Source organism: Qipengyuania sp. (assembly GCF_964227205.1).
GTDB lineage: Bacteria > Pseudomonadota > Alphaproteobacteria > Sphingomonadales > Sphingomonadaceae > Qipengyuania.
The window spans coordinates 51,930-78,361 of record NZ_CAXQVB010000001.1 but is presented as its reverse complement, the minus strand read 5'-3'; the positions used below and the strand labels follow the sequence as shown (position 1 = coordinate 78,361).

Sequence of the window (26,432 nt, the reverse complement as noted above, 5' to 3'; positions counted from 1 at the left end):
AATTCATGGACGCGTCACAGGCGCGTACCTATATGGTCGGCATGGAACTCGAGCTCGTCTTCAGCGCTGCAGCCGACACCTTGCGTGCAATCCCGCGCTCCGAACTGCTGATCGCGGCGGTGGCGGCGATGGTGGTCGGCTGGATCGGCGCGATTCTCGCCAAGCGTTCGGCGCTCGGCGGGTTCCTGCGCACCGCCAGCTCGCTCGCGCTCGGTGCGATCCTGCTCGCGGTGGTGCTCCAGCTGTCGCGCTTCGATCCGCGATTCGATGTCGCCGTCCCGCAGATCGGCCTTCCCGAACAGGTCGTCGAGGGAGGCGAAACGCGCATCCCGCTGTCTGCCGACGGCCATTTCTGGGTTCGCGCCGATGTCAACGGCGTGCCCGGCAATTTCATGATCGATACCGGCGCCACGCTGACCGCCATTTCGGCGCCGCTGGCCGAGCGTGCCGGCCTCGAACCGCGCCGCGGCGGCATCCCGATCATGCTCGGCACCGCAAATGGCACGGTGCAGGCGCATGTCGCCACGGTCGACCGCCTGACCTTCGGCAATGTCAGTGCCAGCGGCACCGACGCGGCGATCGCCGAGAGCTTCGGCGACTTCAACGTGATCGGCATGAACGTACTCGCGCGGCTCGGTTCGTGGCGGGTCGAGGACAATACGCTGATCCTGGTTCCCAAGGCCGAGGATACGATTTCATAGTCTCCGCGGTTTGACCGCAGCCTCCGAGCCGCTAGGTCGGTTGGCGATGGACGGTCCGACCACGCTTCCCGCTCCTCCGCCGCTCGGCGCGCTGCTTGCAGCCGGGCCGCTGGCGCTGTTCATCGATTTCGACGGCACGCTGGTGGAAATCGCCGCCGATCCCGATGCCATCGTCGTTCCTCCCGCGCTGGTCGAAGGGCTCGAGGCGCTGCGCGACCGCCTCGGCGGACGGTTGTCGCTGGTCAGCGGGCGCGCGCTCGACGATATCGCCGGGCACCTTGGGCCGCTGGCCTTGGCGCGCGCGGGGTCGCACGGCCTTCACCGCGTCCATTCGGACGGTCGCCTCGCCGGAACGGTGCCCGAACCCCTGCCCGAAACGGTCGTGACCCGATTGCGCCAGTTCGCGCAGGACCATGACCTGCGCTACGAAGCCAAGAGCCATGGCGGGGCGCTGCATTATCGCCGGCGCCCCGAATGCGCTGAACTGGCGCAGGCCTTCGCTGCCTCGCTTGCCAAAGAACACGGGCTCGCAGTCAAGCGCGGCAAGTCCGTAGCCGAATTGGTCCGGCAAGGGGCGAGCAAGGAGGGCGCGGTTCGCGCCTTCATGAACGAGCCCCCCTTCGCCGGTGCGATGCCCGTCTTCGTCGGCGACGACGTGACCGATGAAGACGGCTTCGCCGGGGCCCAGAGCTATGGCGGTTTCGGCATCGCCGTGGGCGAACGGCCGAGCGCGCGGGCACGATACCGGCTCGACAGCGTTGCTGCAGTGCACAACTGGTTGGAGATATGATGCAGGCTGATCTCGAGCTTTCCCCCATCGGCAATTGCCAGGTCAGCGCGCTGGTCGACCGCGAGGGCGGCTTCGTCTGGGGCTGCGTTCCCCGGGTCGATGGCGATCCCGTGTTCTGCTCTCTGCTCAACGGCGCTACGCGCGACCGCGGAATCTGGCGCTTCGAACTCGACGACCAGACCAGGGCAACGCAGCGCTACGAGCGCAACACCGCGATCCTCATCACCCGGCTCGAGAGCGCAGACGGGAGCGCAGTGGAGATCCACGATTTCGCCCCGCGCTTCGAGCGTTCGGGCCGGATGTACCGGCCTCTCGCTTATGCCCGGATCGTTCGCCCCGTGGCAGGCGCGCCGCGGATGCGCGTGGTGCTGGCGCCGATGAAGGAATACGGCGCCGGAATGGCCGCGACCACCAACGGCACCAATCACATCCGCTACCTGATCGGCCCGCAGGCGCTGCGCCTCTCGACCGATGCGCCGGTCGGCTATGTTCTCGAGGGCCGCAGCTACCGGGTGGAGAGCGACCAGCATTTCTTTCTCGGGCCCGACGAACCCTTCGTCGGCAATATCCGCAGCGAGGTCCGCCGGATGGAGGCGATGACCGCACGCTATTGGCAGCACTGGGTTCGCGGGCTGCATATCCCGCTCGAATGGCAGGAAGAAGTGATCCGCGCCGCGATCGCGCTCAAGCTGTGCCAGCACGAGGAAACCGGCGCGATCGTCGCCGCGCTGACCACCTCGATCCCCGAAGCGCCGGGCAGCCAGCGCAACTGGGATTATCGCTACTGCTGGATCCGCGACAGCTATTACACCGTCCAGGCGCTCAACCGGCTCGGCGCGCTCGACGTGCTCGAAAAATACCTCGCCTATCTGCGCAACATCGTCGACCAGGCCCGCGGCGGGCAGATCCAGCCGCTCTATTCGGTGATGGGCGCCGAAGAGCTGCATGAATACGAGGCGACCCACCTTGCCGGCTATCGCGGCATGGGGCCGGTGCGCGTGGGCAATGCCGCCTACAAGCAGGTGCAATACGACTGCTACGGCCAGATCGTCCTCCCGACGGCGCAGGCCTTTTTCGACAATCGCCTGCTGCGCATGGCCGACGAAACCGATTTCGCGCATCTCGAAGAAGTGGGCGAGGCGGCCTGGGCCAAGCATGACAAGCCCGATGCAGGCCTGTGGGAATTCCGCACCCGCCAGGAAGTCCATACCTATTCGGCGGTGATGTGCTGGGCGGCCTGCGATCGCCTGGCGAACGTGGCCGCGCGGCTGGGCAAGGGCGACCGGGTAACCTTCTGGAAGAAGCGGGCCGAGGCGATCCGGGCGAAAATCGAAGCCGAGGCCTGGAAGGAGGATGGCCAACATTACGGCGCCAGCTTCGAGAACGGCTATCTCGATGCCAGCCTGCTGCAGATGGTCGAACTGCGCTATCTCAAGCCCGACGACGAGCGCTTCCTCAAGACCTTCGCTGCCATCGAACGCGACCTGCGGCGCGGCGACCACATGCTGCGCTATGCCGCGGAAGACGATTTCGGTGCTCCCGAAACCGCTTTCAACGTTTGCACCTTCTGGCTGATCGAGGCGCTCGGCCTGGTCGGGCGCAAGGACGAGGCGCGCGATATCTTCGAGGCCATGCTCAGCCACACCACGCAATCGGGCCTGCTGAGCGAAGATCTCGATTACGAGACCGGCGAATTGTGGGGGAACTTCCCCCAGACCTATTCGCTTGTCGGTATAATCAATTGTGCCGGCCTGCTGAGCAAACCATGGAGCGAAGTCCGCTGACTTGCGATCCCCGACTTATTGTTATTTCCAATCGCGTAGCAGTGCCCAAGGCGCGGGGTGCCGCCGGGGCGCAAGGCGGCCTTGCAGGCGCGCTCCACGCCGCGCTCAAGTCGCGCAGGGGCTTGTGGTTCGGCTGGTCGGGGCAGGAAAGCGAGAGTGGCCGCACCGGTCATATCGATACGCAAACCAATGACGGCGTGACCACTGCCACGATCGACCTCTCGCAGCGTGATATCGACGAATATTACAACGGCTATGCTAATGCGACCTTGTGGCCGCTGTTTCACTTCCGGCTAGACCTGGCGCAGTACGAGGTCGAGACTGGCAAGGGTTACGAGCGCGTCAACGAGCGCTTCGCCGAATTGTCCGCGCCGCTGATCGAGCGCGACGACGTGGTATGGGTGCATGACTACCATCTCATCCCGTTGGGCGAGCGGCTGCGTTCGCGCGGGCTGAAAAACCGGATCGGATTTTTCCTCCACATCCCCTGGCCGCCGACGCGGCTGTTCGTTTCGTTGCCCTATCACGAGCGGCTGGTGCGAACGTTGCTCTATTACGACGTGGTGGGCTTCCAGACCGAGGAATGGCTCGACAGCTTCCTCCACTATTGCGAGCACGAGCTGGGTGCTGAGATCGACCCCGCCAGCGGCAAGGTCAGCTTCGAGGGACGCACGACCATCGCGCGGGCCTATCCGATCGGTATCGACTGGGACCATTTCTCGCAGCTCGGCGAAACCGGCGAGGCGCGGCAGGCACAGCAGCGGCTGATGAGCTCGACCCGGCGTCGCACGGCGATGATCGGCGTCGACCGGCTCGATTATTCGAAAGGCCTTCCCGAACGGATCGACGGCATCGGGCGCTTCTTCGACAAGAATCCGGACCGTGCCCGCGACCTTGTCTTCATCCAGATCGCGCCGCCAAGCCGCGAGGATGTCGACAGCTATCAGAAGATCCGCACCGAGCTCGAGCAGAAATGCGGCCAGATCAACGGCGCCCGCAGCGAGGTCGACATGGTGCCGATCCGCTACGTCAACCGCGGTTACAGCCATGCCGAGCTGTTCGGTTTCTTTCGTGCCGCCAAAATCGGCCTTGTCACCCCCTTGCGCGACGGGATGAACCTCGTCGCCAAGGAATATGTCGCCGCGCAGGATCCCGAGGACCCCGGGATCCTGATTCTCTCGCGCTTCGCCGGTGCGGCGGCACAACTCCCCGATGCCGTGCTGGTCAATCCGCACAGCCCTGACGATATCGCCCATGCCATCCGCACCGCGCTCGACATGCCGCTGGAGGAGCGCAAGCGACGCTATGAGGCGATGATCGCCACCGTGCGCGACGACAATGTCCAGGACTGGACGGCAAACTTCCTGCGCGATCTCGGCACTGCCTGAACCGGCCATGCGCGATTGCGCTTGTCACACGCCGCTGCCACGCTCGCGCGCATGATTCGCGACGCATTTCTCGACACACAGGGCATTCACAATTTCCGCGATTACGGCGGCTGGCAGACCCAGTCGGGCGGCACCGTCCGCACCGGGCTGCTCTATCGCTCGGGCCACCATGTCGAAGCGACCGACGAAGATCTTGCCGCGATCGCGCCGCTCGGCATCCATACGGTGATCGACCTGCGCGGCGAGAGCGAGCGCTCTGCCCATCCGTGCCGCCGGGTCGAGGGTTTCGACGGCGAGGTGGTGTTTTACGAGGGCGAGACTACCAGCAGCCCGCCGCATATGGATATCGAACCCGAGATGACCGCGAGCGATTTCGCGCGCGAGCGGATGCTCGCGGTCTATACTCGCATGCCCGACAATCCGGCGATGATCGACATGTTCGGTCGCTACCTTACTATTCTCGCCGAGCGAGACGGGGCGAGCCTCGTCCATTGCTATGCCGGCAAGGATCGCACGGGCGTGGCGGCGACCATGCTGCTCCATATCCTCGGCGTGTCGGAGGACGATCAGCGGCGCGAATTCCTGCGCACCAACGAAAGCCCGACCTTCGATATCCTCGCGCGCCAGTCGCTCCCGGGGATCGAGGCACGGCTCGGACGCAAACTCGACGAGGGCGCCGCCAGGGACCTGCTTGGCGTGCGCGAGGAGTATCTCGACCGCTATCTCGAGATCGCGAGCCAGCGCCACGGCAGCTTCGACGGCTACCTCGAAAAGGCGATAGGTGTGGATGACGCCTTGCGCGATGCGCTGATTGAGCGCTTCGTGGCGTGACTCTCGCGCCTCGGCTTCCCATATAGCCGCGACACTTTTCAGACTGACGGATTTGACGACATGGCTACCCATCGCACCAAGATGCTCATCATCGGCTCGGGCCCTGCGGGCTACTCCGCCGCGATCTACGCGGCGCGTGCGATGATGGAGCCGATCGTGGTGCAGGGCCTGCAACCCGGCGGCCAGCTGACGATCACCACCGATGTCGAGAACTATCCCGGCTTTGCCGACGTCATCCAGGGCCCCTGGCTGATGGAGCAGATGCAGAAGCAGGCCGAACATGTCGGCACGCGGATGATGTGGGACACGATCGTCGACGTCGATCTCGCGGGCGGCTCGCCCTTCCGGGCGGTGGGCGACAGCGGCGATGAATATGTCGCCGACGTGCTCGTCATCGCCACCGGCGCGCAGGCCAAGTGGCTCGGCGTTCCGGGCGAGATGGAACTGGGCGGCAAGGGTGTATCGGCCTGCGCAACCTGCGACGGGTTCTTCTATCGCGGCAAGAAGGTCGCGGTGATCGGCGGCGGCAATACCGCGGTCGAGGAAGCGCTCTACCTCACCAACCATTCCGACGACGTGACGCTGATCCATCGCCGCGACGAGCTGCGCGCGGAGAAGATCCTGCAGGAGCGCCTGCTCAACCACCCCAAGATCAGCGTGATCTGGAACAAGACCGTCGACAGCTTCGAGGCGGGCGACACCGGCGCGCTACACCATCTCAACCTGCGCGACACGGTGACCGGCGAAGCCAGCACGCTGGAGGCCGACGGTGCCTTCGTCGCCATCGGTCATGCCCCGGCCACCGAGCTGTTCAAGGGCAAGCTGCCGATGGACGAGGGCGGCTACCTGCTCACCGAGCCTGGCTCGCCCAAGACCGAGGTTCCGGGCGTGTTTGCCGCCGGCGACGTGACCGACAAGGTCTATCGCCAGGCGGTCACGGCGGCGGGCATGGGGTGCATGGCCGCGCTCGATGCCGAGCGTTTCCTGGCGCATCTCGAAATCGACGCCGATGGCCACGCCCATGAGGTCCAAGCGGCGGAGTAGGCACGGAGCAGCGATGGCCCCGCACGGGCGGGGCCCTCGAACCGCAAGTGCCTTGATGCTCTGGTCGACGCCCCGGCCCCCGTGCGCGGGGGCAGAGACAGCCTCAGAGGGGAATGTCGAAGGCGAAAACCGCTGCGTGGAAGATCAGTGCGATCAGCACCAGACTCGACAGCGCGAAGAGAATGAACCGCACCATCACCACATTCGCCGTCACCTGGACGAGCGAGTGGATGATCCTGAGGCCCACATAGATCCACGCCAGCAGCGCATTCATCCCGTCGCCCTGACCCGCCAGAGCCAGCACCAGGCAGACCGAGTAGAATACCGTCGGCTGTTCGTGCAAATGATTGTAGTTATGGGCTTTCCACTGCACTTCCGCCGGCAGTATGGCATCGAGATCCGTGCCTTTACCGCCCTTGATCTGCGAGATCGGCGGGAGTTGGTCGGACTGTGACATCGCCGGAATGCGGGTGGCGTACATCCACAGCCACATGACCATGGTCCACGCCAGCAGCGCGACGACGGGCTGAAAGATTTGCGATTCGATCATCGGGATCATCCCCATCAGGCCGGCGCGAGGCCGGGGTCGTTGAACAGTGTCAGCGCGATGGCGCGCCAAGCGAGGTAGGCCAGCGCCAGCGTACCGAGCAGGAACAGCGGAAAGCGGACCGAGACCTTGTTGACCGTAGCCTGCCAGACCGAATGAACGATCCTCAGCCCGACGTAGATCCAGGCGAACAGCGCATCCATGGCGCTTGCCCCCATCAACGCGATGATGACGACCGCAGCGTAGAAGATCGTGGGCTGTTCCATCAGGTGCGCGTAATTGTGCGCCTTCCACTGAACCTTGTCGGGCAACACGCCTTCGAGATCCTGGCCGCGCCCGCCGGGCTTGGCATTCTTGAGGTCCATGCCGCTCTTGGACATGGCCGGAAAGCGTGTGAACGCCGTCCAGAACAGCATGACGAGCGACCACGCCACGAGCACCGCCGCCGGTGCGAGCATCTGGGCTTGCATTGGTGAATTCTCCCCTCTCGACCCTCGGCGGCAGAGTGCTGCGCGCCGCGGCCGTTGTCAAACGATCCTAAGGAGCGGTCAGCATCGCGGCGAAACTTGCTGCATCGGTATTGCCGCCGGTCAGCATGATTACCGTGCTTTCGTCGAGCGGGACCTTGCCCGCCAGCGCCGCTGCCAGCGCCGCAGCCCCGCCGGGTTCGACCACCAGCCGCAATTTGGCAAAGGCGAAACGCTGGGCAGCGCGCACCTCTTCGTCGGTTACGACAACGCCCGGTTCGGCGCGGCCCTGCAGCACCGAAAGGTTGACCGGCTTGGTCGCGTCGGGCTGGAGCGCGTCGCAGATGGTGGCTGGCGGGCTGGCCCCTACGCTTATGATTTCGCCCGCGGCGAGCGATTGCCCGACCATATCCCAGCCTTGCGGCTCGACCACGTGGATCGCGGCTTCGGGGCAGGCGAGGGCGAGGCCCGCCGCAAGTCCGCCACCGCCGCAACAGGCGATGAAGCGCGAAGGCGTGCGACCGAGCTGGCCTTCGGCCTCGATCCCGGCACTGCCCTGGCCCTCGATCACCCAGGGATCGCCGAAGGCATGGACCAGCACCGCACCGCGCTGTTCGACCAGTTTCGCCGCGACCTCGTCGCGGTCCTCGCCGGGGCGGTCGTAGAGCACGACTTCGGCACCCAGCGCTCGGGTCGCCTCGAGCTTCACCTGCGGGGCATTGCGCGGCATGACGATGGCCGCCGGGATGCCGAGGCGCTTTGCGGCCCCGGCCACGCCCTGCGCATGATTGCCCGATGACACCGCCACGACACCCCGCGCCCGCTCGGCTTCGGTGAGCGCGGAAAGCCGGTTCCAAGCCCCCCTGACCTTGAACGCGCCGACCGGTTGAAGCACCTCGGCCTTGGCCCAGCACCGCACGCCGTCGATGGTCACCGGGAGCAGCGGTGTGGGCGGAAGAATCGCCGCGATCTTGTCTGCGGCATCGAGGACCCCCTCGCGGGTCGGTTGGCGGATATCGTCTCGGATCATTTGGCGGCCTTAACGCATTTCGCTAGGGGAGCGCGCAAGATTCGAATTCGGAGAATACACACATGTCGACAGTCCTCGTGATCGGTGCCGGCGGCGTCAGCTCGGTCTGCGTCCACAAGATGGCGATGAACAAGGATATCTTCTCGGACATCCACCTTGCCAGCCGCACCAAGGCCAAGTGCGACGCGATCGCGGCGAGCGTGAAAGAGCGTACCGGGGTGGAAATCAGCACCTACGAGATCGATGCCGAAGAAGTCCCGGCGATGGTCAACCTGATCCGCAAGGTCAAGCCGAGCCTCGTCGTCAACCTCGCGCTGCCCTACCAGGACCTGCCGATCATGGATGCCTGCCTCGAGGCAGGCGTGAGCTATCTCGACACCGCGAATTACGAGCCCAAGGACGAAGCCAAGTTCGAGTACCACTGGCAGTGGGCCTATCACGACCGCTTCAAGGACGCCGGGCTGATGGCGCTACTCGGTTCCGGCTTCGATCCGGGCGTCACCAGCGTCTTCACCATGTGGCTCAAGAAGCACAAGCTGAAGACCATTCGCCAGCTCGACATCCTCGATTGCAACGGCGGCGATCACGGCCAGGCCTTCGCCACCAATTTCAACCCGGAAATCAACATCCGCGAAGTGACCGCGCCTGCGCGTCACTGGGAGAACGGCGAATTCGTCGAGACTCCGGCAATGGCCAAGAAGGTCGAATTCGACTTCGAGGGTGTCGGCCCCAAGAACATGTACATGATGTACCACGAGGAGCTCGAAAGCCTCGCCAAGTTCAACCCCGAAATGGAGCGCGCGCGCTTTTGGATGACCTTCGGCGACGAGTACATCAAGCACCTGACCGTGCTGCAGAATGTCGGCATGACGCGGATCGACCCGGTCAAGTACCAGGGCAAGGACATCATCCCGCTGCAGTTCCTCGCCGCGGTCCTGCCCAAGCCCGAAACGCTCGGCGAAACGACCAAGGGCAACACCAATATCGGCGTCATCGCGACCGGCGAGGCACTCGACGGCTCGGGCGAGAAGACCTTCTACATCAACAATATCTGCAGCCACGAGGCGGCTTACGAGGAAACCGGCAACCAGGCGGTTTCCTATACCACGGGCGTGCCCGCCATGGTCGGCAGCGCGATGATGGTCACCGGCAAGTGGAACGGCGACGGCGTATTCAACATGGAGGAAATGGATCCCGATCCCTTCCTCGAAATGCTCGGCGAACACGGCTTGCCGTGGCAGGTGAAGGAGCTCGACGGCCCGGTCGAGTTCTAGTTTTGCAGCAAGTCGCACCCATTGCGAGCGATGCCGGGCGACCCAGGTCGACCCGATCCGGGGCGCCCGCGCGCCTGAGGATCCTCGCAATGGCTGCCTTGCTCGGCGCGGGAGCATGCAGCTCGCCGGCGCCGCCCGAAAACGCGCCGCGAGCCGAGGTCGATGCCGACTGGGCCAGGGTGCCCGAGGGTACCGCCTGGGGCGAGGTGAGCGCAGTCGATATCGACAGCCACGGGCATGTCTTCGTGCTCCAGCGTGCCGGGCGGGTGTGGGAAGAACCGTTCCCGTCCGATCCGATCGAAGAGCCGGTGGTCTTCATGTTCGCGCGCAACGGCACGCTGCTGGGACGTTGGGGGATAGGCGAGACGGTGATGCCGCACGGGCTCTCGGTCGACGAAGCCGACAAGGTCTGGATCACCGACGTCCAGCGCGAACAGCTGCTGCGCTTCTCGCACGACGGCACCCTCGAGATGACGCTGGGCGAGCGCGGCGTTGCGGGTGCCGATCATACGCATTTCGGACGGCCCGCCGATGTCGCTTTCGACGGCGACAAGGTCTTCGTCGCCGACGGTTACGCGAATTCGCGGATCATCGTCTTCGACCGGCAGGGGCACTATCTCACCCAATGGGGGCACGAAGGTTCGGGCAGCGGCGGGCTCGCCATTCCGCACTCGGTGGCGGTGAAGGACGGCAAGGTCTATGTCGCCGACCGCGAGAATGCGCGAATCCGGATCTATAGCAAGGCCGGTCGCCTGCTGAAGAGCCTCGACACGCCCGGCTATCCCTATGCGGTCAAACCGCTGGGGCAGGGCTATTTCGTCTCGCTCGAAGGGCGCGACGCGGGCGAGCGTTCGGGCGCCATCCTCCGCGTGTGGCGTCCCGACGGGACGGTCGAACGCATCCTCGATGCAGGCGGCAAGGGCCCGACCAAGGGGCACGACCTTGCGATCGGCGCAGACGGCACAATCTATCTCGCCGATGTCGAGGGGCACCGCGTGCTCACCCTCGAACTGGCGCAACAAGCGAAAGACGATTGATGGAAACCAAAGCCGGCGACCCGGGCGCCTTCGTCCATTTCGACCTGGGCCGCGTAAGCAGCCCGGCCTTCGTGGTCGATGCGGCGAAACTGCGCGCCAATTGCCAGGTCCTGGCCGACATTCGCGACGCGGCGGGGATCAAGATGCTCGCCGCATTGAAGGCGTTCTCCATGTGGTCGGCCGCGCCGATCATCGGCGAATATCTCGACGGCGTATGCACCTCGGGCCTGTGGGAAGCACGGCTGGCGAGCGAGTTCTACGACGGCGAGATCGCTACCTATTCGGCTGCGTACAAGCCGGAAGAACTCGAGGAAGTCCTGCGGCTTTCCGACCACGTGATCTTCAATTCGCCCGGCCAGCTCGAGCGCGCGTCGCTGATCCTCGAACAGGCGCGCGCTGCGGGGCAGGATTTCGATGTCGGCCTGCGCATCAATCCGATGCACCCGACCGGCGAAGTACCGCGCTACGATCCCTCGAGCCCCGGCAGCCGCCTCGGTTTCCCGCTCGACCAATTGACCCCCGAGATCATGGCGCAGGTCGACGGCATCCATTTCCACAATCTGTGCGAGCAGGATTTCGAACCGCTGCATCAGACCTGGGACAAGGTGTTCGACGCAATCGAACCGTGGTTCGGGCACCTCAAGTGGATCAACATGGGTGGCGGTCACCACATCACCCGCGCCGACTACCAGCGCGAGGAGCTGGTCGAGTTCCTCAAGGACGCCAAGGACGATACCGGCGCCGAAATCTACCTTGAACCGGGCGAGGCGGTTGCGCTCGACGCGGGCATCCTCGTCGGCACGATCCTCGACACGGGCTACAATGAAGTGCCCATCGCGGTGGCCGACGTTTCGGCGACCTGCCACATGCCCGACGTGATCGAGGCGCCCTATCGCCCCGCCATGCTGGGCGAGAGCACCGATCACGAAGCGCCCGCGGTGCGCATCGGCGGCCCGTCGTGCCTCGCGGGCGACGTCATCGGCGATTACCGCATTCCCGGCGGCGCCGAGGTGGGCAAGCGCTTCGCCTTTCTCGACCAGGCGCATTACTCGATGGTCAAGACCAACACCTTCAATGGGGTCCAATTACCCAGCATCTACCTGTGGGACAGCGAGACCGACCAGCTCGAGCTGGTCAAGGAATTCGGCTACGAGACCTTCCGCGACCGGCTGAGTTGATCGCGCGGCCGACCTGCGGAACGCTCGGCCTCGCCAACCTTTGTTCCTGTGAAAACCGACAAGCCGCAGGCGCCGAATCCGCTTGCGTTCTTGCGCATATCCCCTATGTGCGCCGCTCCGCTGCCCCAAGGGGACTCGAACCGCAAGGCAGCCTTGTCTGAAACCTAACCGTTTTGGGGGTCCCTTGAGTTGCCGCATTTTCCTGACGCCCGGTCCGTAGTTCGCGCTCTCGCGCCCGACGAACCCGTAATCCTGAACCGCCCGCACGCTGCTGCGCGCGCGGCCCGTTTCTTCGTCGAGAAGTTCCCGGGCAAATCGCTCTATGCGGTCAAGGCCAATCCCTCGCCCGATCTCATCCAGATCCTGTGGGACAACGGCGTGACGCATTACGACGTTGCCTCGATCGCCGAAGTGCGCCTGGTGCGTGGCGTACTGCCCGATGCCGTGCTGTGCTTCATGCACCCGGTCAAGGCACCCAGCGCGATCCGCGAAGCCTATCACACGCATGGCGTCAAAACCTTCAGCCTCGATTCGGTCGAGGAGCTCGAGAAGATCGTCGAAGCCTGCCGCAACGAAGACGGCGAACCGGCGCAGGACCTGCGCCTGTGCATTCGCCTGCGCGTGTCGAGCGAATATTCCGAACTCAGCCTCGCGTCGAAATTCGGCTGCGACCTGACCGAGGCGCCCGAGCTGCTCCAGACCGCACGCCAACATGCCGACTGGCTCGGCGTGTGCTTTCACGTGGGCAGCCAGGCGATGACGCCGTTCGCCTATGTCCAGGCGCTCGAGCGCGTGCGCATCGCCATCGGCGAGGCTTCGGTGGTCATCGACATGATCGATGTCGGCGGCGGTTTCCCGTCGGTCTATCCGGGCATGGAGCCTCCGCCGCTGGAGGACTATTTCCAGATCATCCACCAGAATTTCTACAATCTGCCGATCGCCTACAACGCCGAGCTGTGGTGCGAGCCGGGCCGGGCGCTGTGCGCCGAATATTCGTCGCTGATCGTCAAGGTCGAGAAGCGCCGCGGCGAGGAACTCTATATCAACGACGGCGCCTATGGCGCACTGTTCGATGCTGCGCATGTGGACTGGAAGTTCCCGGTCCGCGCGCTGGAAGACGACCTCATCAAGCCAGAGATGGACTTCGCCTTCTACGGCCCGACCTGCGACGATGCGGACTACATGCAGGGTCCCTTCGGCCTGCCCGAGGACATCCAAGCCGGCGATTTCATCGAGATCGGCATGCTCGGCGCCTATGGCGCGGCGATGAAGACCGACTTCAACGGCTTCGGCGCCGCGGAGCGGATCGTCGTCACCGATGAGCCGATGGCGAGCCTTTACGACGGCAGCCGCCAGCGCCCGGCGGCGGACAATGTGGTGAGCCTGCGTTAACCCCTGGTGCCGGAACTTTGCTCACAGTCGTCGGTTGACGCAGCGGGGTGAGTAGGTTCCGGGGGTTAAATGGACGGCATCAAGCATGGTCTATCCGACGAGGTTGTTCGGCGCATGGGTATGCTGCCGAGCTTCTTCTCCGATGGGCCGAGTCCCTTGGTGACGGGGGAATTGTGGAAATTCGCCTGCAGCGCCTATCTCGACAATCCGCTTCCCGCCGAGTTCAAGGAACGGCTTTTCGTCTATCTGTCGCGCTTTTGCGAAGCGCGGTACTGCCTGATCCGCCACGTCGGTTTCCTTATCGGGGAAGGGTATGTCGCGGGCGATGCCGGCATTCAGCCCCACAGCGTAGACGACGTCATCGAGCTGTTCGACATCGCTCTCGATCCGGGTGAAACGGATGTCGAGGACGCCACCCGCAGGCTGACCGGCTTGCCCGCTGGAACTGCCGGGCTGGCACGCGGCAGCGAAATAGAGCGCGATATCTTCTACCTCGCCGGAAGATTATTCGAGAATCCGCGTAATTCACAGGAAATCCGGTTTGCGCTCTCTCATGCGCTGGGCGTTGACCGGTCGGAGTTCCTGCTGGCTTTGCTCGCATTCGTCCGGACTGCGCATTACTGGACCGTCCTGCATCCCGAGATCCGGACTGAACCGGACATGGAAGAGGTGATGGCAGAAAACCCACACCTGGCCGACCTGATGGTCTCAACGAATACCGGTGCCACGATGGATAGCGGGGCACGCAAGCTGGCCAGCGAATTTTCCGAACTCGTCGATCTGCGCCACGAGCGTGAACAGCTCAAAATGGCCATTGCCGAACGCGAGAAGGCGCAGGACAAGCTGGTGGTCCTCAACCGCGAACTCAACCACCGGGTGAAGAACCTGTTCGCCCTGATCCGCTCGATGGTGCGCCAGAGCGCGCGCAGTGAAGAGGATGGCAGGATCGATGCGGAAAAGCTTACCGCCAGGATCGACGCGCTGGGCCGATCACACGCGCTCACCATCGAGAATGAAGAACTTCAGCCCGTGCCGCTCAAGGGCCTGGTCGAGACCGTCCTTGAACCGCACAGCCAGCCTGGCCGCAGGATTTATATCGAGGGCAGCGATGTCCTGGTACCGCGTACAGCACTAACCCCGCTTGGCCTGATCCTCCACGAACTGGCGACGAATGCGGTGAAGTATGGCGGCCTGTCCATCGAAGCCGACGCGTCGGCCAAGGTCGAAATCTCCTGGGAACAGGTCGACGGCGGGGTGACCCTACGCTGGACCGAGGGGCGGGGTGGTATGGCCCCACCGGAAACGGTCAGATCGGGTTTCGGCAGCCGCCTGAAGCGGGCCTGCGCTACGCAGCTGGGCGGCCCGATGACGCGGACCGCCAGTCCCGACAAATTCGAGGTCGAGTTTTTCGTCCCGACGGTCGAAGATCGCGAACACGAGCCTTCGGGCGCTGGCGACATGGAAGGAATATCCTGATGAGCGAGAGGTTGCCCATAGGAGGGACTGGTTCTCCTGCCGCCGGTCCTGTCACGCTGGAAGGCAAAGACATTGTCCTTGTCGAAGATGAAGCGCTCATCGTCATGGATTTGGCAGACGAGATAGAGCGTGCCGGGGCGCGGGTAGTGGCGGAATGCGCCACTGTCGATGAAGCACTTGGCGCAATCGCAACGGTCCAATTCGATGCTGCGGTTCTGGATGTGGACTTGCGCGGGCGCGACGTCTTCCCAGTGGCCGATCGGCTGATCGAACTGGGCAAGCCCTTCCTGTTCCACACCGGACATGCCACGCGATACGATCTCGAGGGCCGTTATCCCGACAAGCCGGTTTGCGCCAAGCCGGTGGCCGGGGAAGCCCTGCTGCGCGTGCTGGCGGGGCTGGTCGGCTAAAGCCTATTCCGCGAACCCTACGAAGCGCGCGGCTTCGGCCACGCTCTTCCTTTCGCTCACCACGGCATTGGCGGGAAAGCTCTCGTCGGGCCAGCCCATAGCGACGGCCTTCATGATGACCTGATCATCGGGAATTCCGGCATGCTCGCGCACGACGGGGCTTTGCATGATACCCTGCGAATTGATCACGCAGCCGAGCCCGCGCGACCACGCGGCGTTGACCAGCGCGGTGGTTACCGCACCGCAATCGAAAGGCGTGTCGTCGCTGCCCGACAATTCCTTGTCATAGGCCACGATCACGCAGACCGGCGCGTCGAACTGGCGGAACCCGCGCAGCACCCAGTCCTGGCGGCCTTCCTTGTCGTCGCGCTCGATCCCCATCGCGCCGAACAATTGCTTGGCGACGCCGACCTGGCGTTCGCGGTGAACGCCGCCAAAGGGCTCGCCCCGACGGAATTCGCGGCTGTCGGGCACGCCCGCGAGGATGTTTTCCGTATTGCCCTTGCGGATCGCATCGAGCGGTTCGCCGGTGATGACGTGGAAATGCCACGGCTGCGTGTTCATCGAGGTCGGCGAGCGCATCGCCATGGTGAGGATTTCCTCGATCAGCTCGCGCGGTACCGGCCTGTCGAGATAGCCCCGGATCGAGCGGCGGCCCATCACCACCTCTTCATAGGTCATATCCGGACTGCCGCTCATTCTCGCTCTCTCCCTTGTTCGGCAGACAGGGGTAGCGCAGCGAATCGGGCGCGCAAAATCCCTTACGGTAAAGCGGGCAGGCAGGTGCCGATTGCTGGGCTGGGGAAGGTCCGGCAGTCGAGGAACACCGCCTCGCTGCCGCCCGCGCTCGCGGCGAGATAGCTGAACCGCAGGCTCCGTCTCGCGGCATCGGTCAGCGGCAGCGCGGCGGGAATATCCGCGCTCGAACTCCAGCCTTGCACCCGGCAATAGCCCTTGCCGCGACACAGGCCGCGCGCGCGCTCGACCAGTGCAGCGGGCGAATCGCCCGGAGCGACGAGCACGAAATGCACCCCCGCGCCGGGCGAGGGGGGAACGGTGGCGGCGGTTTCGGGGGGGCGCTCGACTGCCGCGCTGGTAATGCTGCGCACCGCCTCGCCGCTCTGCAGCAGTGTCGGCAAGGGATTGGCGGCGGCGACTGCGAGTGCGGTTTCGCGCAGGCGCAGCGGGTCGGGTTCGCCCCCGGCATAGCGTGCCGAGAGCGCGGTGCGGCTGCCCCAGAAGCCACGCCAGCGGAAGAACAGGTGCGCGCCGACCTGCGCCACCTTGTCGAGCCGGTCGCTCCACCAGGGATAGACGTAATCGGCGTGGAAATGGGTGGCATTGCCCACCGCGGGCTCGATCGCGCCATCGAGCAGGGCCTCTGCGCGGCGGCGTGCCGACGACCACGCCGTGTCGGAATAGCGTCGCGCCAGCGAACCGTCGCAGGTGAAGCTGAACTGGCAGCCGGTGGGGCGCTGCGAACCTTCGAACACCGCGCCGCAAACCGTCCCGGCGAAGGCGGGGTGGCGCACGCGGTTGAGAACGACCTGCATCACCGCGCGCTGGCCGAGATCGTCGCCGCCGGCTTCGGCCATGCCCGCCAGCGCCAGGCAGTCGCGCGCGCGGCTACGGTCGTCGGCGCTCCCGCGGAAGGTGAAGGGCACGGCTTTGCCGGGGCCGACCGAAGCGAAAGCCACTGCCGCATTGCGCGTCCGCGCATCGGGTTCTGCCAACTCCGACAGGACGACCGTATCGTCTCCCGCGGCAGGCAGATCGGGTACCGGGATGGCCGGCGCGTGGGTGGAGGTCCCGGTCTCCGGCGCTCGCGGAACGGAGGCCCGGTCATGCCCGAACAGGAACAGAAGCACGAAAGGCAACACCACGAGCGCGGCGAATGCCAGCAGCGGCAAGCCATCGTGCCCGGCATGCGGTGTCGAACGCGGATCGTCCATCTGGCCTATCTATACCGAAATAACCCGGCTGCCAGTGCTTGGGGAAGCCGGGGTCGGCGCCTGCTACGCCGCCTTGGCGAGGTCGAGGTCCATCCGGTCCCAGATCTCGACCAGCGCGGCGACGAGATCGTCCATCATTGCGGGCGAATGCGCCGGGCCGGGGGTGAAGCGAAGGCGCTCGGTCCCGCGCGGCACGGTGGGGAAGTTGATCGGCTGGACGTAGACGCCGTATTCGGCGAGCAGGATGTCGCTGATCTTCTTGGCGCGCACCGGATCGCCCACCATCAGCGGGACGATATGGGTGACGCTGTCCATCACCGGCAGTCCGGCATTGCGCATCTTCTGCTTGAGCAGCGCAGCGGCTTCCTGCTGGCCGTCGCGTTCGACGCTGCTCGACTTGAGGTGGCGCACCGCCGCGAGCACGCCCGCGACGAGCGCGGGGCTGAGCGAGGTGGTGAAGATGAATCCCGGAGCGTAGCTGCGGATGCAGTCGACGATCTTCTTGTCGGCCGCGATATAGCCGCCCATCACGCCGAAAGCCTTGCCCAGCGTGCCCTCGATGATGTCGATCCGGTGCGCGGCTTCGTCGCGTTCGGAAATGCCGCCGCCGCGCGCGCCATACATGCCGACCGCGTGGACCTCGTCGATATAGGTCAGCGCATTGTATTTCTCGGCGAGGTCGCAGATCGCGTGGATCGGGGCCACGTCGCCATCCATCGAATAGACGCTTTCGAAGGCGATCAGCTTGGGCGTTGCCTCATCTTCGGCCGCGAGCAGTTCCTCGAGGTGCTCGAGGTCGTTGTGGCGGAAGACGCGCTTTTCGCAGCCCGAATTACGGATGCCCGCGATCATGCTGGCGTGATTGAGTTCGTCGGAAAAGATCACGCAGCCGGGCAGCAGCTTGGCCACGGTCGACAGCGTCGCATCGTTCGAGACATAGCCGCTGGTGAACAGCAGCGCGGCATCCTTGCCGTGGAGGTCGGCGAGCTCTTCCTCGAGCTGGACGTGGTAATGCGTGTTGCCGCCGATATTGCGCGTGCCGCCGCTGCCGGCGCCGACATCGTGCAGCGCCTCTTCCATCGCGGCGATGACCTTGGGGTGCTGGCCCATCGCGAGATAATCGTTCGAACACCACACGGTGACCGGCTTGGGGCCATTGTGCCCGGCGAAGCAGCGCGCATTGGGGAAGGCGCCCTTGTTGCGCAGGATGTCGATGAAGACGCGATAGCGGCCTTCCTCGTGCAGCCGCGAGATCGCTTCGTCGAAAATCTGGTCGTAGTTCACTGGCGTATTCGCCCGTCGCTGCGCCGCCCGTCCGCGGCTGTCCAATGCCCTTCGCCCTAGTCGAAACGGTTGCAAATCGCCACTGCGATCTTTGCGAGCCATTCGCAGGTCAAAAGGCGCGCAATTCGCCGATCCCATAGGCCTCGAAGGCGGGCGCGAGGCGGCGAAAATCCTCGATCGGCCCGGTGGTTATGGCGAAGTCGGGTGTGGTGCGTTCGAAAACCTGCCCCTCGGTAAGCTGCGCGATCCGCCGCGCGATGCCCTGGGCCCCGTGGACGAAGGCGATCTCTTCGCCGAAGGCGGCGCGCAGTTCGTCCTCGAGCAGCGGGAAATGGGTGCAGGCGAGCACGATCGTGTCGATCTCGCGCCCGTGCAACTGGAGCATCAGCCCCTTGGCAGCCTCGGCCACATCCGCGACCCGCACGCTCTCCCCGCGCAGCTTGGCCTCGGCCAGCGGAACCAGCCCGTTGGTGCCGTGGCGCAGCAAGCGTTTGCCCACCGCGAATTCGTGCTCGAGGTCGTCGACGTATTTCTGCCGCATCGTCGCTTCGGTGCCGAGCAGACCGAAGACCCCAGTTTTCGTCATTGCCGCGGCAGGCTTGATTGCAGGCACGGTGCCGACGATCGGTGTTTCGAGCACGTCGCGGACCATGCCCAGCGCGATCGTGCTGGCGGTGTTGCAGGCGATACAGATCAGGCGCGGCTGGTAGCGTTCGGCCATCCGGCCGAGCAGGCCGGCGACGCGCGCGGCGATCTCGGCCTCGCTCTTCGCGCCATAGGGCAGGCCGGCCATGTCGGCGGCATAGATCACCGGGGCTTGCGGCAGAAGCTTGCGCAATTCGCCGAGCACTGTGAGCCCGCCGACGCCCGAATCGAACAGCAGGATGGGGGAGGAGGATGCGTCCAAAGTGGATTTTCCGTGCGGCCTGAGCTTGTCGAAGGGCCGTACTACCTTTTAGAGCGCGTTCAAGGAGGAAGGGCGCACCGCATGCCGTCCGCCCCAAGACCGGAGATTGCCGTGAACGAACTTTTTGCAGCACTGCTCGGCTATGCGATCGGCTCGATCCCGTTCGGGCTGCTCCTGACCAGGGCCGCGGGTATGGGCGACGTGCGCCAGATCGGCTCGGGCAATATCGGCGCGACCAATGTGCTGCGCACGGGCAACAAGGGGCTCGCCGCGGCGACGCTGGTGCTCGACCTGCTCAAGGGCCTCGCTCCCGTGGTCATCGCGGGCCAGATCTGGGGCGAGGTCGGACAGGCCTTTGCCGCGGGTGCGGCTGTGCTCGGTCACTGCTTCCCCGTCTGGCTCGGCTTCAAGGGCGGCAAGGGCGTGGCGACCAATGCCGGGGTTTCCTTCGGCCTCGCCTGGCCGCTGGGCCTCGCCTACGCCTTCGTGTGGCTGAGCGTGCTGGCGATCTTCCGCGTGTCCTCGCTTGCCGGCATGGCCGCCGTGGTCGCGGCGGCGGCGGCCGCGCCGCTGTTCGGCTATCCGCAGTTCTTCCCCGTATTGGCCGCGATCGCGCTGCTGATCATCTATCTCCACCGCGCCAATATCGCGCGGCTGATGAAGGGCGAGGAACCCCGGGTCGGCGGCAAGAAGGAATGAGCGGCGCGGGCCCGCCCGCGCTGTCGCAGGACGAGGCCTTCGCCCGCATCCGCCTGCTACGCTCGCCGCATGTCGGGCCGGTCAGCTACGCCATGCTGTTGCAGCGCTTCGGCAGCGCCGGAGAGGCGCTCGCCGCGCTGCCCGAGCTCTCCGCGCGGGGAGGGCGGCGATACCGCGCCTGCCCCGCCGATACGGTTGAGCGCGAAATCGAGGCGGTACGCATGGCGGGCGCCAGATACCTGTTCCACGACCAGCCGGGCTATCCCGCGCTACTCCATCAACTCGAGAGCGCGCCACCGATCCTCACCTGGCGCGGCGATCTGGCGCTGGCGGCGAAGCCCTGCGTCGCAATGGTCGGTGCGCGCAATGCCAGCGCGGCGGCGGTCAAGCTGGCGCGCGATTTTGCAAAGGGGCTGGCCGAGGCCGGTTTCATCGTCGTTTCGGGCCTCGCACGCGGGATCGACGGCGCGGCGCATGAGGGCGCCTTCCCAGGCACCATCGGGGTGATCGCCAGCGGGATCGACATTGCCTATCCGCCGCAGCATGCCGAGCTGCAGGAGCGGATTGCCAGCGACGGCCTGCTGTTCGCCGAACAGCCGCCGGGCACCGAACCGCGCGGCAGCCATTTCCCCAGCCGCAATCGCATCATCGCCGGGCTTGCCGCAGGCACGCTGGTGGTCGAAGCGGCAATCAAGTCGGGCAGCCTGATCACCGCCCGGCTGGCGGGCGAGGCGGGGCGCGAGGTCATGGCGATCCCCGGCAGCCCGCTGGAAGCGCGCAGCCACGGCTGCAACCATTTGATCCGCGAGGGCGCGGTGCTGGTGCAGAGCCCGGACGACGTGGTCGAATTGCTCTCGGGCTTCGACGGCCAGCCCCGCTCGAGCTTTCGCGAGAGTGCGCCCACGTTCGATTTCGATCCCGGCGAGCTGGCCGATGCCGAACCCGCCGAGGTCGCCGGCCTGCTCACCACCGCCCCCGTCGCGGTCGACGAGCTTATCCGCCAGTCGGGCGATAGCCCCAGTGCGGTGCAACTGGCGCTGCTCGAACTCGAAGTCGCCGGAAGGCTTCAGCGGCACGCCGGAGGGCGCGTCAGCCTGGCCGGCTGACCTCCCGGAACGCGCTCGCAAGGGGCGATCCGGGCGACCGCAAGATTGACGCAAACATGCAAGCGCGCCTGTCGTTTCTGTCATATGCTCGGCCTTCGGGAGCGGACGATTCGGTCGGCTTCCCGTCACCAGATTTGAAAGCGGGCACCCCCCAACGGCGCTCGCGACGGGCCGCCTTCGTACCTCCTTACGGGCGGCCCGTTCCTTTTTTTGTCGCTTGACGGGCTTTGGACCCGGTCCCCATTTTCGCGCGTATACGCACGTACACACGTAAGGGACTGCCTTTTCCACCATGCAACTGGTCATCGTCGAATCGCCGGCCAAGGCGAAAACTATCGAGAAATACCTCGGCAAGGACTTCAAGGTCCTCGCCAGCTACGGCCATGTCCGCGACCTGCCGCCCAAGGATGGCAGCGTGCGTCCCGACGAAGGCTTCGCGATGGACTGGGAACTCTATCGCGACAAGCAGAGCCGCTTCAAGGAAATCGCCGACAGTGCCAAGAAGGCCGACCGCCTGATCCTCGCGACCGACCCTGACCGCGAAGGCGAGGCGATCAGCTGGCATGTTCGCGAGCTGCTGCAGAAGCGCAAGGCACTGCCCAAGGACGTCGAGCGCGTCACCTTCAACGCGATCACCAAGCAGGCGGTGACCGATGCGATGAAGGCGCCGCGCGATCTCGACCAGGATCTGATCGACGCCTATCTCGCGCGCCGCGCGCTCGACTATCTCTACGGCTTCACGCTCAGCCCGGTGCTCTGGCGCCGCCTGCCCGGCGCCAAGAGCGCAGGCCGGGTGCAATCGGTCGCGCTGCGGCTGATCGTCGATCGCGAGATCGAGATCGAACGCTTCCGGGCCGACGAATACTGGTCGATCATCGCCAAGCTACAGCACGACGGCACCGAATTCGATGCGCGGCTGGTCAAATATGACGGCAGCAAGCTCGACAAGCTGACGCTCGGCAATGAAGGCAGCGCCATGGCCGCCAAAGCGGCGGTCGAGGGTGCGAACTTCACCGTCGAAGAGGTCGAGACCAAGCCCTTCAAGCGTAATCCCGCGCCCCCGTTCACCACTTCGACGCTGCAGCAGGAAGCCGCGCGCAAGCTGGGCTTTTCGGCGAGCCACACGATGCGGCTGGCGCAGTCGCTCTACGAGGCCGGCGCGATCACCTACATGCGTACCGACGGTGTGAGCATGGATGGCAGCGCGATCGCTGCCTGCCGCAAGGCCGTGGCCGATCGCTATGGCGGCCACGCGCTCCCCGATGCCCCGCGCATGTACAAGACGAAGGCCAAGAACGCGCAGGAAGCGCACGAGGCGATCCGTCCGACCGATTTCAATCGCGACCGCGCCGGCTCGGGCGACGAGGCCAAGCTCTACGACCTGATCTTCAAGCGCGCGATGGCTAGCCAGATGGCCGCCGCCAGCCTCGAGCGCACCACCGTCACCTTGCGCGATCCGACCGGGCGGCACGAGCTGCGCGCCACCGGCCAGGTGGTCAAATACCCGGGCTTCCTCGCGGTCTATCAGGAAGGCCGCGACGACGCCGAGGATGACGAGGACGGCTTGCTGCCGACGATCTCGAAGGGCGATGCACCGCTCAAGCGCGGGGTCGAGGCCAACCAGCACTTCACCCAGCCGCCGCCGCGCTTTTCCGAGGCGAGTCTCGTCAAGCGGCTCGAGGAACTCGGCATCGGCCGTCCCTCGACCTATGCCAGTACGATCCAGACGCTGCGCGACCGCGCCTATGTCCGAATGGAGAAGAACCGCTTCTTCGCCGAGGAATCTGGGCGCCTGCTGACCGCCTTCCTCGAACGCTTCTTCCCGCAATATGTCGCCTTCGATTACACCGCCGGGCTCGAGGACGAGCTCGACGTGGTCTCGGACGGCAAGGAAGACTGGAAGACGCTGCTCGAGGCCTTCTGGCGCGACTTCAAGCCCAAGACCGAAGAGGTGATGGAGAAGAAGCCTTCGGAAGTAACCGAAGTCCTCGACGATTTCCTGTCGGACTACCTTTTCCCCGAGCGCGCCGACGGCAAGGACCCGCGCCATTGCCCGCTGTGCGAGAGCGAGGGCCGCGAAGGGGGCAGGCTGGCGCTGCGCGGGGGCCGCTATGGCGCCTTCGTCGCCTGCGCCAACTATCCCGAATGCAAATACACCCGCCAGTTCGCCAAGCCCGGCGGGGCCGACAGCGAGGATGGCGCCGATGACGGCGTGCTCGGCAAGGATCCCGAAACCGGATTGCCGGTCGAGCGCAAGAGCGGGCGGTTCGGCCCCTATATCCAGCTGGGCGAGGGCAAGGAGGCCAAGCGCGCGAGCATTCCCAAGGATCTCGACGATTTCGATCTCGAATGGGCCCTGAAGCTGCTGAGCCTGCCGCGCATCGTCGGGACGCACCCGGAGACCGGTAAGGAAATCGAAGCCGCAATAGGGCGTTACGGCCCCTATCTCCGCCACGATGGCAAATACGGCAAGCTGCAGAGCACGCGCGATGTGTTTGAGGTAGGCATGAATCGTGCGGTCGACATCCTTGCGCAGGCCGCCAATCGCGGCGGCGGGCGCGGCAAGGCCGAACCGATCAAGACGCTGGGCGAACACCCGACCAGCGGCGGCGAGATCAAGGTCATGCCGGGCCGCTACGGCCCCTATGTGACCGACGGCACGACCAATGCGACGATCCCCAAGGACATGAAGCCCGAGGACGTCACCGAAGCGCAGGCGATCGAGCTGATCGACGCCCGCGCGGCCAAGGGCCCGGCGAAAAAGAAGAAGAAGGCCGCGCCCAAGAAGAAGGCTCCCGCCAAGAAGAAGCCAGCAGCGAAGAAGAAGGCCCCGGCGAAAAAGCCCGCAGCGAAGAAGGTGGCCGGCTGATGGCGAAGGACCGCTTCGAGCGCCACAAGCAGCCCTGGACCGGCGAGGAAGCGGGCCAGCTCCGCACGCTCGCCGCCAAGGGCAAGGGGCTCAAGGAAATTGCCAAGGCGCTGGGTCGAAGCGAGGAATCGACCAAGGACTTCGCCAAGAAGAACAAGATCGGCATCGCCAAGAAGCGGTAAGCGAGCGCTCGGCCCCGACTCGCGCGGTTCCGCCATCTGGCTGGCCGCCGACGCCAGCGCAAAGCGGAGCGAGCCGATCAGCGGCGATGACGCCGGAGGTATTAGCCAGCGCGAAGGAAGCCGATCTGTAAGACCCGATCAGGGGTCGCACCCGGGCCCCCTTAACGCTTCTTTTGGCCTTGCGTGCCACAATCCTGACATGCGTCTGGCAACCATCACAAATGCCGCTTACGGCGCGACGGTCGCGCTAACCGTCGTATCCGGCGTAATGATGCTGCTGGCCTCGAACGCGCATGATCGCGAGCGTGCCGCGGTCGAACAGCGCTATCAGCTCGACAAGGCGACCTCGCGGCTCGGCATCGACATCTACGCCATGAGCGAAAATGCGCGGCAATACGTCAACACCGGCGACGAGACCTATGCCATCGTCTACCGCCGCGACGAGGAAGAACTGGCTTCGGTCGAGCGGCGGATCGAACACATCGGCGAGGCCGGCGCCTCGCGCGCCGAACTGGCCACACTGGCCGAGGCAATCCGCTGGGCGGATTCGCTGCATGACGAACAGGTCGAGGCGATGGCCGCCTACCGGCAGGGCGACGAGGAACGCGCCCGGCGGATTCTGTTCGGCCCCGAATACGAGCGCGAGCTCAACCGCGCCGAAGTACTGGTCCAGCGTTTTCAGGACCTGCTCGATGCGCGGATAGCGAGAGTGGTCGAGGACGCGGCGGCGGTTGCGGCTACCTGGAAACTGCTCGCGGAAATCGTTCTTGCGGTCACCGGTCTGTTGTTCCTTTGCGTCCTGTATTTCGTGTTCAAGCGCCGTGTCCTGCATCCCGTGGTCCGGCTGAGCGATGTGGTGAGCAGGCTTGCCGAGGAAGACTACGCGACCGAACTACCCGAAGTGAACCAGATCGACGAGATCGGCGATATGGCGAAAGCGATCCGCGTTTTCCGCGAAAACGGGCTCGCCCGGCAGCGCCTCCAGGCCGAGCGCGATGCCGACACTACTCTACGCGAACTGCTGTCGCGCATGACCCAGCGCATGCAGAGTTGCGATACGCTCGAGGATTTCAAGGATGTGGTGCGTCGCTTCCTGCCCGAGATCGATCCCGGCCGTGCGGGGCGGCTGTACTTGTTCGACGAGCATCGCAACGCGATGGTCGAGGCTTGCACCTGGCAGGAACCGGTTCATTCACAGGGGGAATTCGCGCCGTCCGCCTGTTGGGCGCTGCGACGTGGTCTGCCGCACCGACCTGCGAGTGGCGGAGTCGATGTGCCTTGCCAGCATCTCGCATTGGCTGAGGGGCAGCTTCCCGATACGCTTTGTCTACCGCTGATGGCGCAGAACGAGACGCTGGGCCTGCTCTACCTCGAAGTCCGCGCAGACCAAGCCGGGGTGGTCCCGACGCCCGAGAACTACATCGACATGCTCGCCGAGAACATCAGCCTGTCGCTCGCAAACATCAAGCTGCGCGATGCGCTGCGCAGTTTGGCACTGCACGATCCGCTGACCGGATTGCCCAATCGTCGCAATTTCGAGCGTGTCATGGAGGGCTTCCGCGCGGGCCAGGCAGATGGCTCGACGCAGTTGAGTTGCCTGATGTTGGATGTCGATCACTTCAAGAACCTCAACGACCGTTTCGGTCACGCGGCAGGCGATGAAGTGCTCCGTGAACTGGCCGGGGTCCTGCAAGAAGCGACGCGCGAACCGGAATTCGCGTTCCGCTACGGAGGTGAGGAATTTGGCGTACTCTTGCCGGACCTCACCTGCGAGCAGGCGGCCATCCGGGCCGAAGAAATCCGTTCGCGCATCAGCGATCTGGACGTCCAGCATGCCGGCAAGATGCTCGGCAAGGTCACAGTGTCGGTGGGCGTTGCCAGCGTGCCGCAGCATTGCGACCTGAGCCGACTGGTCCAGACGGCCGATGCCGCGATGTACCGAGCGAAAAAGAGTGGGCGCGATTGCGTCGAAGTCGCACGGATTCGCGAAGAGGGTTTGCAGCTCCGCTCGCAACGGGGGTGAACGCGAACGCCTGCGCTCCGCGATGCGTTTCATAGGGTGTCATCACGGGAGGCTCGAGCGG

At 65.1% G+C, this 26,432-nt stretch carries 24 protein-coding genes; 17 read left to right on the top strand and 7 right to left on the bottom strand.

The genetic code is table 11. The annotated features are described in order from the left end of the window. The first annotated feature begins 5 nt into the window (after positions 1 to 5). From ACEQZ0_RS00420 to trxB, 6 genes are read left to right on the top strand one after another with little or no spacing between them, the layout of a single operon-like run. A complete protein-coding gene (locus ACEQZ0_RS00420; protein ID WP_370187140.1) occupies positions 6 to 701 on the top strand; it encodes a TIGR02281 family clan AA aspartic protease in 696 nt (231 codons plus the stop codon). Positions 702 to 747: 46 nt separating this feature from the next. Then, complete coding sequence (gene otsB, locus ACEQZ0_RS00415) at positions 748 to 1,491, top strand: trehalose-phosphatase (RefSeq protein ID WP_370187137.1); 744 nt, start codon at positions 748 to 750, stop codon at positions 1,489 to 1,491. Continuing rightward, complete coding sequence (locus ACEQZ0_RS00410) at positions 1,488 to 3,275, top strand: glycoside hydrolase family 15 protein (RefSeq protein WP_370187135.1); 1,788 nt, start codon at positions 1,488 to 1,490, stop codon at positions 3,273 to 3,275. The genes otsB and ACEQZ0_RS00410 overlap by 4 nt, the downstream gene beginning before the upstream one ends. After that, positions 3,257 to 4,663, top strand: coding sequence for a trehalose-6-phosphate synthase (locus tag ACEQZ0_RS00405; protein ID WP_370187134.1), 1,407 nt, complete (start codon positions 3,257 to 3,259; stop codon positions 4,661 to 4,663). The genes ACEQZ0_RS00410 and ACEQZ0_RS00405 overlap by 19 nt, the downstream gene beginning before the upstream one ends. A gap of 51 nt (positions 4,664 to 4,714) precedes the next feature. Further along, the gene (locus ACEQZ0_RS00400) at positions 4,715 to 5,494 is read left to right on the top strand and encodes a tyrosine-protein phosphatase (RefSeq protein WP_370187131.1); all 780 of its coding nucleotides are present in this window, start codon (positions 4,715 to 4,717) and stop codon (positions 5,492 to 5,494) included. Between the two features lie 60 nt (positions 5,495 to 5,554). Then, a complete protein-coding gene (gene trxB / locus ACEQZ0_RS00395) occupies positions 5,555 to 6,538 on the top strand; it encodes a thioredoxin-disulfide reductase (protein WP_370187129.1) in 984 nt (327 codons plus the stop codon). A 103-nt stretch (positions 6,539 to 6,641) separates the two neighbouring features. Here trxB and ACEQZ0_RS00390 read toward each other — a convergent pair whose 3' ends face one another. The 3 genes from ACEQZ0_RS00390 to ACEQZ0_RS00380 all read right to left on the bottom strand — a co-directional run bounded on the left by ACEQZ0_RS00390 (position 6,642) and on the right by ACEQZ0_RS00380 (position 8,582). Continuing rightward, entirely contained in the window at positions 6,642 to 7,088 is a 447-nt protein-coding gene (locus ACEQZ0_RS00390; protein WP_370187126.1) for an MAPEG family protein, read from the bottom strand. A 14-nt stretch (positions 7,089 to 7,102) separates the two neighbouring features. Then, positions 7,103 to 7,555 (bottom strand): MAPEG family protein, encoded by a 453-nt coding sequence (locus ACEQZ0_RS00385; protein ID WP_370187124.1) that lies wholly within the window; start codon positions 7,553 to 7,555, stop codon positions 7,103 to 7,105. A 67-nt stretch (positions 7,556 to 7,622) separates the two neighbouring features. Beyond that, positions 7,623 to 8,582: a threonine/serine dehydratase gene (locus ACEQZ0_RS00380; protein ID WP_370187122.1), complete on the bottom strand. Its 960-nt coding sequence runs from the start codon at positions 8,580 to 8,582 to the stop codon at positions 7,623 to 7,625. A 62-nt stretch (positions 8,583 to 8,644) separates the two neighbouring features. On the opposite strand from ACEQZ0_RS00380, the gene ACEQZ0_RS00375 reads away from it, so the two are divergent. The 6 genes from ACEQZ0_RS00375 (at position 8,645) to ACEQZ0_RS00350 (ending at position 15,349) form a co-directional block, all read left to right on the top strand. Further along, a complete protein-coding gene (locus ACEQZ0_RS00375; protein ID WP_370187119.1) occupies positions 8,645 to 9,856 on the top strand; it encodes a saccharopine dehydrogenase family protein in 1,212 nt (403 codons plus the stop codon). A gap of 89 nt (positions 9,857 to 9,945) precedes the next feature. Continuing rightward, a complete protein-coding gene (locus ACEQZ0_RS00370) occupies positions 9,946 to 10,893 on the top strand; it encodes a peptidyl-alpha-hydroxyglycine alpha-amidating lyase family protein (RefSeq protein WP_370187118.1) in 948 nt (315 codons plus the stop codon). Then, entirely contained in the window at positions 10,893 to 12,071 is a 1,179-nt protein-coding gene (locus ACEQZ0_RS00365; protein ID WP_370187116.1) for a carboxynorspermidine decarboxylase, read from the top strand. The genes ACEQZ0_RS00370 and ACEQZ0_RS00365 overlap by 1 nt, the downstream gene beginning before the upstream one ends. Positions 12,072 to 12,260: 189 nt before the next feature. Further along, positions 12,261 to 13,463: a type III PLP-dependent enzyme gene (locus ACEQZ0_RS00360; RefSeq protein ID WP_370187114.1), complete on the top strand. Its 1,203-nt coding sequence runs from the start codon at positions 12,261 to 12,263 to the stop codon at positions 13,461 to 13,463. Between the two features lie 69 nt (positions 13,464 to 13,532). Further along, complete coding sequence (locus ACEQZ0_RS00355; RefSeq protein ID WP_370187111.1) at positions 13,533 to 14,939, top strand: sensor histidine kinase; 1,407 nt, start codon at positions 13,533 to 13,535, stop codon at positions 14,937 to 14,939. Further along, positions 14,939 to 15,349, top strand: a complete 411-nt coding sequence (locus ACEQZ0_RS00350) for a response regulator (protein ID WP_370187108.1) — start codon at positions 14,939 to 14,941, stop codon at positions 15,347 to 15,349. Before ACEQZ0_RS00355 ends, ACEQZ0_RS00350 begins: the two co-directional genes overlap by 1 nt. Positions 15,350 to 15,352: 3 nt before the next feature. Here the strand turns inward: ACEQZ0_RS00350 and ACEQZ0_RS00345 are convergent, their stop codons facing one another. The 4 genes from ACEQZ0_RS00345 to murI all read right to left on the bottom strand — a co-directional run bounded on the left by ACEQZ0_RS00345 (position 15,353) and on the right by murI (position 19,492). After that, positions 15,353 to 16,048 carry a nitroreductase gene (locus ACEQZ0_RS00345; RefSeq protein ID WP_370187106.1) on the bottom strand — a complete coding sequence of 232 codons (696 nt, stop codon included), beginning with the start codon at positions 16,046 to 16,048 and terminating at the stop codon, positions 15,353 to 15,355. A gap of 62 nt (positions 16,049 to 16,110) precedes the next feature. Further along, entirely contained in the window at positions 16,111 to 17,301 is a 1,191-nt protein-coding gene (locus ACEQZ0_RS00340; protein ID WP_370187104.1) for a cell wall hydrolase, read from the bottom strand. Positions 17,302 to 17,364: 63 nt separating this feature from the next. After that, positions 17,365 to 18,585: a 5-aminolevulinate synthase gene (hemA, locus tag ACEQZ0_RS00335; protein ID WP_370187836.1), complete on the bottom strand. Its 1,221-nt coding sequence runs from the start codon at positions 18,583 to 18,585 to the stop codon at positions 17,365 to 17,367. Between the two features lie 109 nt (positions 18,586 to 18,694). Continuing rightward, positions 18,695 to 19,492, bottom strand: coding sequence for a glutamate racemase (murI, locus tag ACEQZ0_RS00330; RefSeq protein ID WP_370187102.1), 798 nt, complete (start codon positions 19,490 to 19,492; stop codon positions 18,695 to 18,697). Positions 19,493 to 19,573: 81 nt separating this feature from the next. Between murI and plsY the strand changes: the two genes are divergently transcribed. From plsY to ACEQZ0_RS00305, 5 genes are all read left to right on the top strand, one after another. Continuing rightward, on the top strand, positions 19,574 to 20,191 hold the full coding sequence (gene plsY, locus ACEQZ0_RS00325) for a glycerol-3-phosphate 1-O-acyltransferase PlsY (protein ID WP_370187100.1): 618 nt from the start codon (positions 19,574 to 19,576) through the stop codon (positions 20,189 to 20,191). Then, positions 20,188 to 21,297, top strand: a complete 1,110-nt coding sequence (gene dprA / locus ACEQZ0_RS00320; RefSeq protein ID WP_370187097.1) for a DNA-processing protein DprA — start codon at positions 20,188 to 20,190, stop codon at positions 21,295 to 21,297. Before plsY ends, dprA begins: the two co-directional genes overlap by 4 nt. 292 nt (positions 21,298 to 21,589) lie before the next feature. Beyond that, complete coding sequence (gene topA, locus ACEQZ0_RS00315; protein WP_370187095.1) at positions 21,590 to 24,166, top strand: type I DNA topoisomerase; 2,577 nt, start codon at positions 21,590 to 21,592, stop codon at positions 24,164 to 24,166. Further along, positions 24,166 to 24,348, top strand: a complete 183-nt coding sequence (locus tag ACEQZ0_RS00310; protein WP_370187092.1) for a hypothetical protein — start codon at positions 24,166 to 24,168, stop codon at positions 24,346 to 24,348. The genes topA and ACEQZ0_RS00310 overlap by 1 nt, the downstream gene beginning before the upstream one ends. A gap of 199 nt (positions 24,349 to 24,547) precedes the next feature. Further along, entirely contained in the window at positions 24,548 to 26,371 is a 1,824-nt protein-coding gene (locus tag ACEQZ0_RS00305) for a diguanylate cyclase (protein ID WP_370187089.1), read from the top strand. Positions 26,372 to 26,432 lie beyond the last annotated feature (61 nt).

Excerpts from the sequence above, each read along its gene's own strand:
- ACEQZ0_RS00340 (WP_370187104.1), bottom strand. The coding sequence starts at position 17,301 with ATGGACGATCCGCGTTCGACACCGCATGCCGGGCACGATGGCTTGCCG.
- ACEQZ0_RS00310 (WP_370187092.1), top strand. The coding sequence starts at position 24,166 with ATGGCGAAGGACCGCTTCGAGCGCCACAAGCAGCCCTGGACCGGCGAG.
- ACEQZ0_RS00410 (WP_370187135.1), top strand. The coding sequence starts at position 1,488 with ATGATGCAGGCTGATCTCGAGCTTTCCCCCATCGGCAATTGCCAGGTC.
- ACEQZ0_RS00345 (WP_370187106.1), bottom strand. The coding sequence starts at position 16,048 with ATGAGCGGCAGTCCGGATATGACCTATGAAGAGGTGGTGATGGGCCGC.
- ACEQZ0_RS00405 (WP_370187134.1), top strand. The coding sequence starts at position 3,257 with ATGGAGCGAAGTCCGCTGACTTGCGATCCCCGACTTATTGTTATTTCC.
- ACEQZ0_RS00385 (WP_370187124.1), bottom strand. The coding sequence starts at position 7,555 with ATGCAAGCCCAGATGCTCGCACCGGCGGCGGTGCTCGTGGCGTGGTCG.
- ACEQZ0_RS00375 (WP_370187119.1), top strand. The coding sequence starts at position 8,645 with ATGTCGACAGTCCTCGTGATCGGTGCCGGCGGCGTCAGCTCGGTCTGC.
- ACEQZ0_RS00400 (WP_370187131.1), top strand. The coding sequence starts at position 4,715 with ATGATTCGCGACGCATTTCTCGACACACAGGGCATTCACAATTTCCGC.
- ACEQZ0_RS00350 (WP_370187108.1), top strand. The coding sequence starts at position 14,939 with ATGAGCGAGAGGTTGCCCATAGGAGGGACTGGTTCTCCTGCCGCCGGT.
- topA (WP_370187095.1), top strand. The coding sequence starts at position 21,590 with ATGCAACTGGTCATCGTCGAATCGCCGGCCAAGGCGAAAACTATCGAG.
- otsB (WP_370187137.1), top strand. The coding sequence starts at position 748 with ATGGACGGTCCGACCACGCTTCCCGCTCCTCCGCCGCTCGGCGCGCTG.
- ACEQZ0_RS00370 (WP_370187118.1), top strand. The coding sequence starts at position 9,946 with ATGGCTGCCTTGCTCGGCGCGGGAGCATGCAGCTCGCCGGCGCCGCCC.
- ACEQZ0_RS00365 (WP_370187116.1), top strand. The coding sequence starts at position 10,893 with ATGGAAACCAAAGCCGGCGACCCGGGCGCCTTCGTCCATTTCGACCTG.
- trxB (WP_370187129.1), top strand. The coding sequence starts at position 5,555 with ATGGCTACCCATCGCACCAAGATGCTCATCATCGGCTCGGGCCCTGCG.
- plsY (WP_370187100.1), top strand. The coding sequence starts at position 19,574 with ATGCCGTCCGCCCCAAGACCGGAGATTGCCGTGAACGAACTTTTTGCA.
- ACEQZ0_RS00390 (WP_370187126.1), bottom strand. The coding sequence starts at position 7,088 with ATGATCGAATCGCAAATCTTTCAGCCCGTCGTCGCGCTGCTGGCGTGG.
- dprA (WP_370187097.1), top strand. The coding sequence starts at position 20,188 with ATGAGCGGCGCGGGCCCGCCCGCGCTGTCGCAGGACGAGGCCTTCGCC.
- ACEQZ0_RS00380 (WP_370187122.1), bottom strand. The coding sequence starts at position 8,582 with ATGATCCGAGACGATATCCGCCAACCGACCCGCGAGGGGGTCCTCGAT.
- ACEQZ0_RS00305 (WP_370187089.1), top strand. The coding sequence starts at position 24,548 with ATGCGTCTGGCAACCATCACAAATGCCGCTTACGGCGCGACGGTCGCG.
- ACEQZ0_RS00355 (WP_370187111.1), top strand. The coding sequence starts at position 13,533 with ATGGACGGCATCAAGCATGGTCTATCCGACGAGGTTGTTCGGCGCATG.
- ACEQZ0_RS00420 (WP_370187140.1), top strand. The coding sequence starts at position 6 with ATGGACGCGTCACAGGCGCGTACCTATATGGTCGGCATGGAACTCGAG.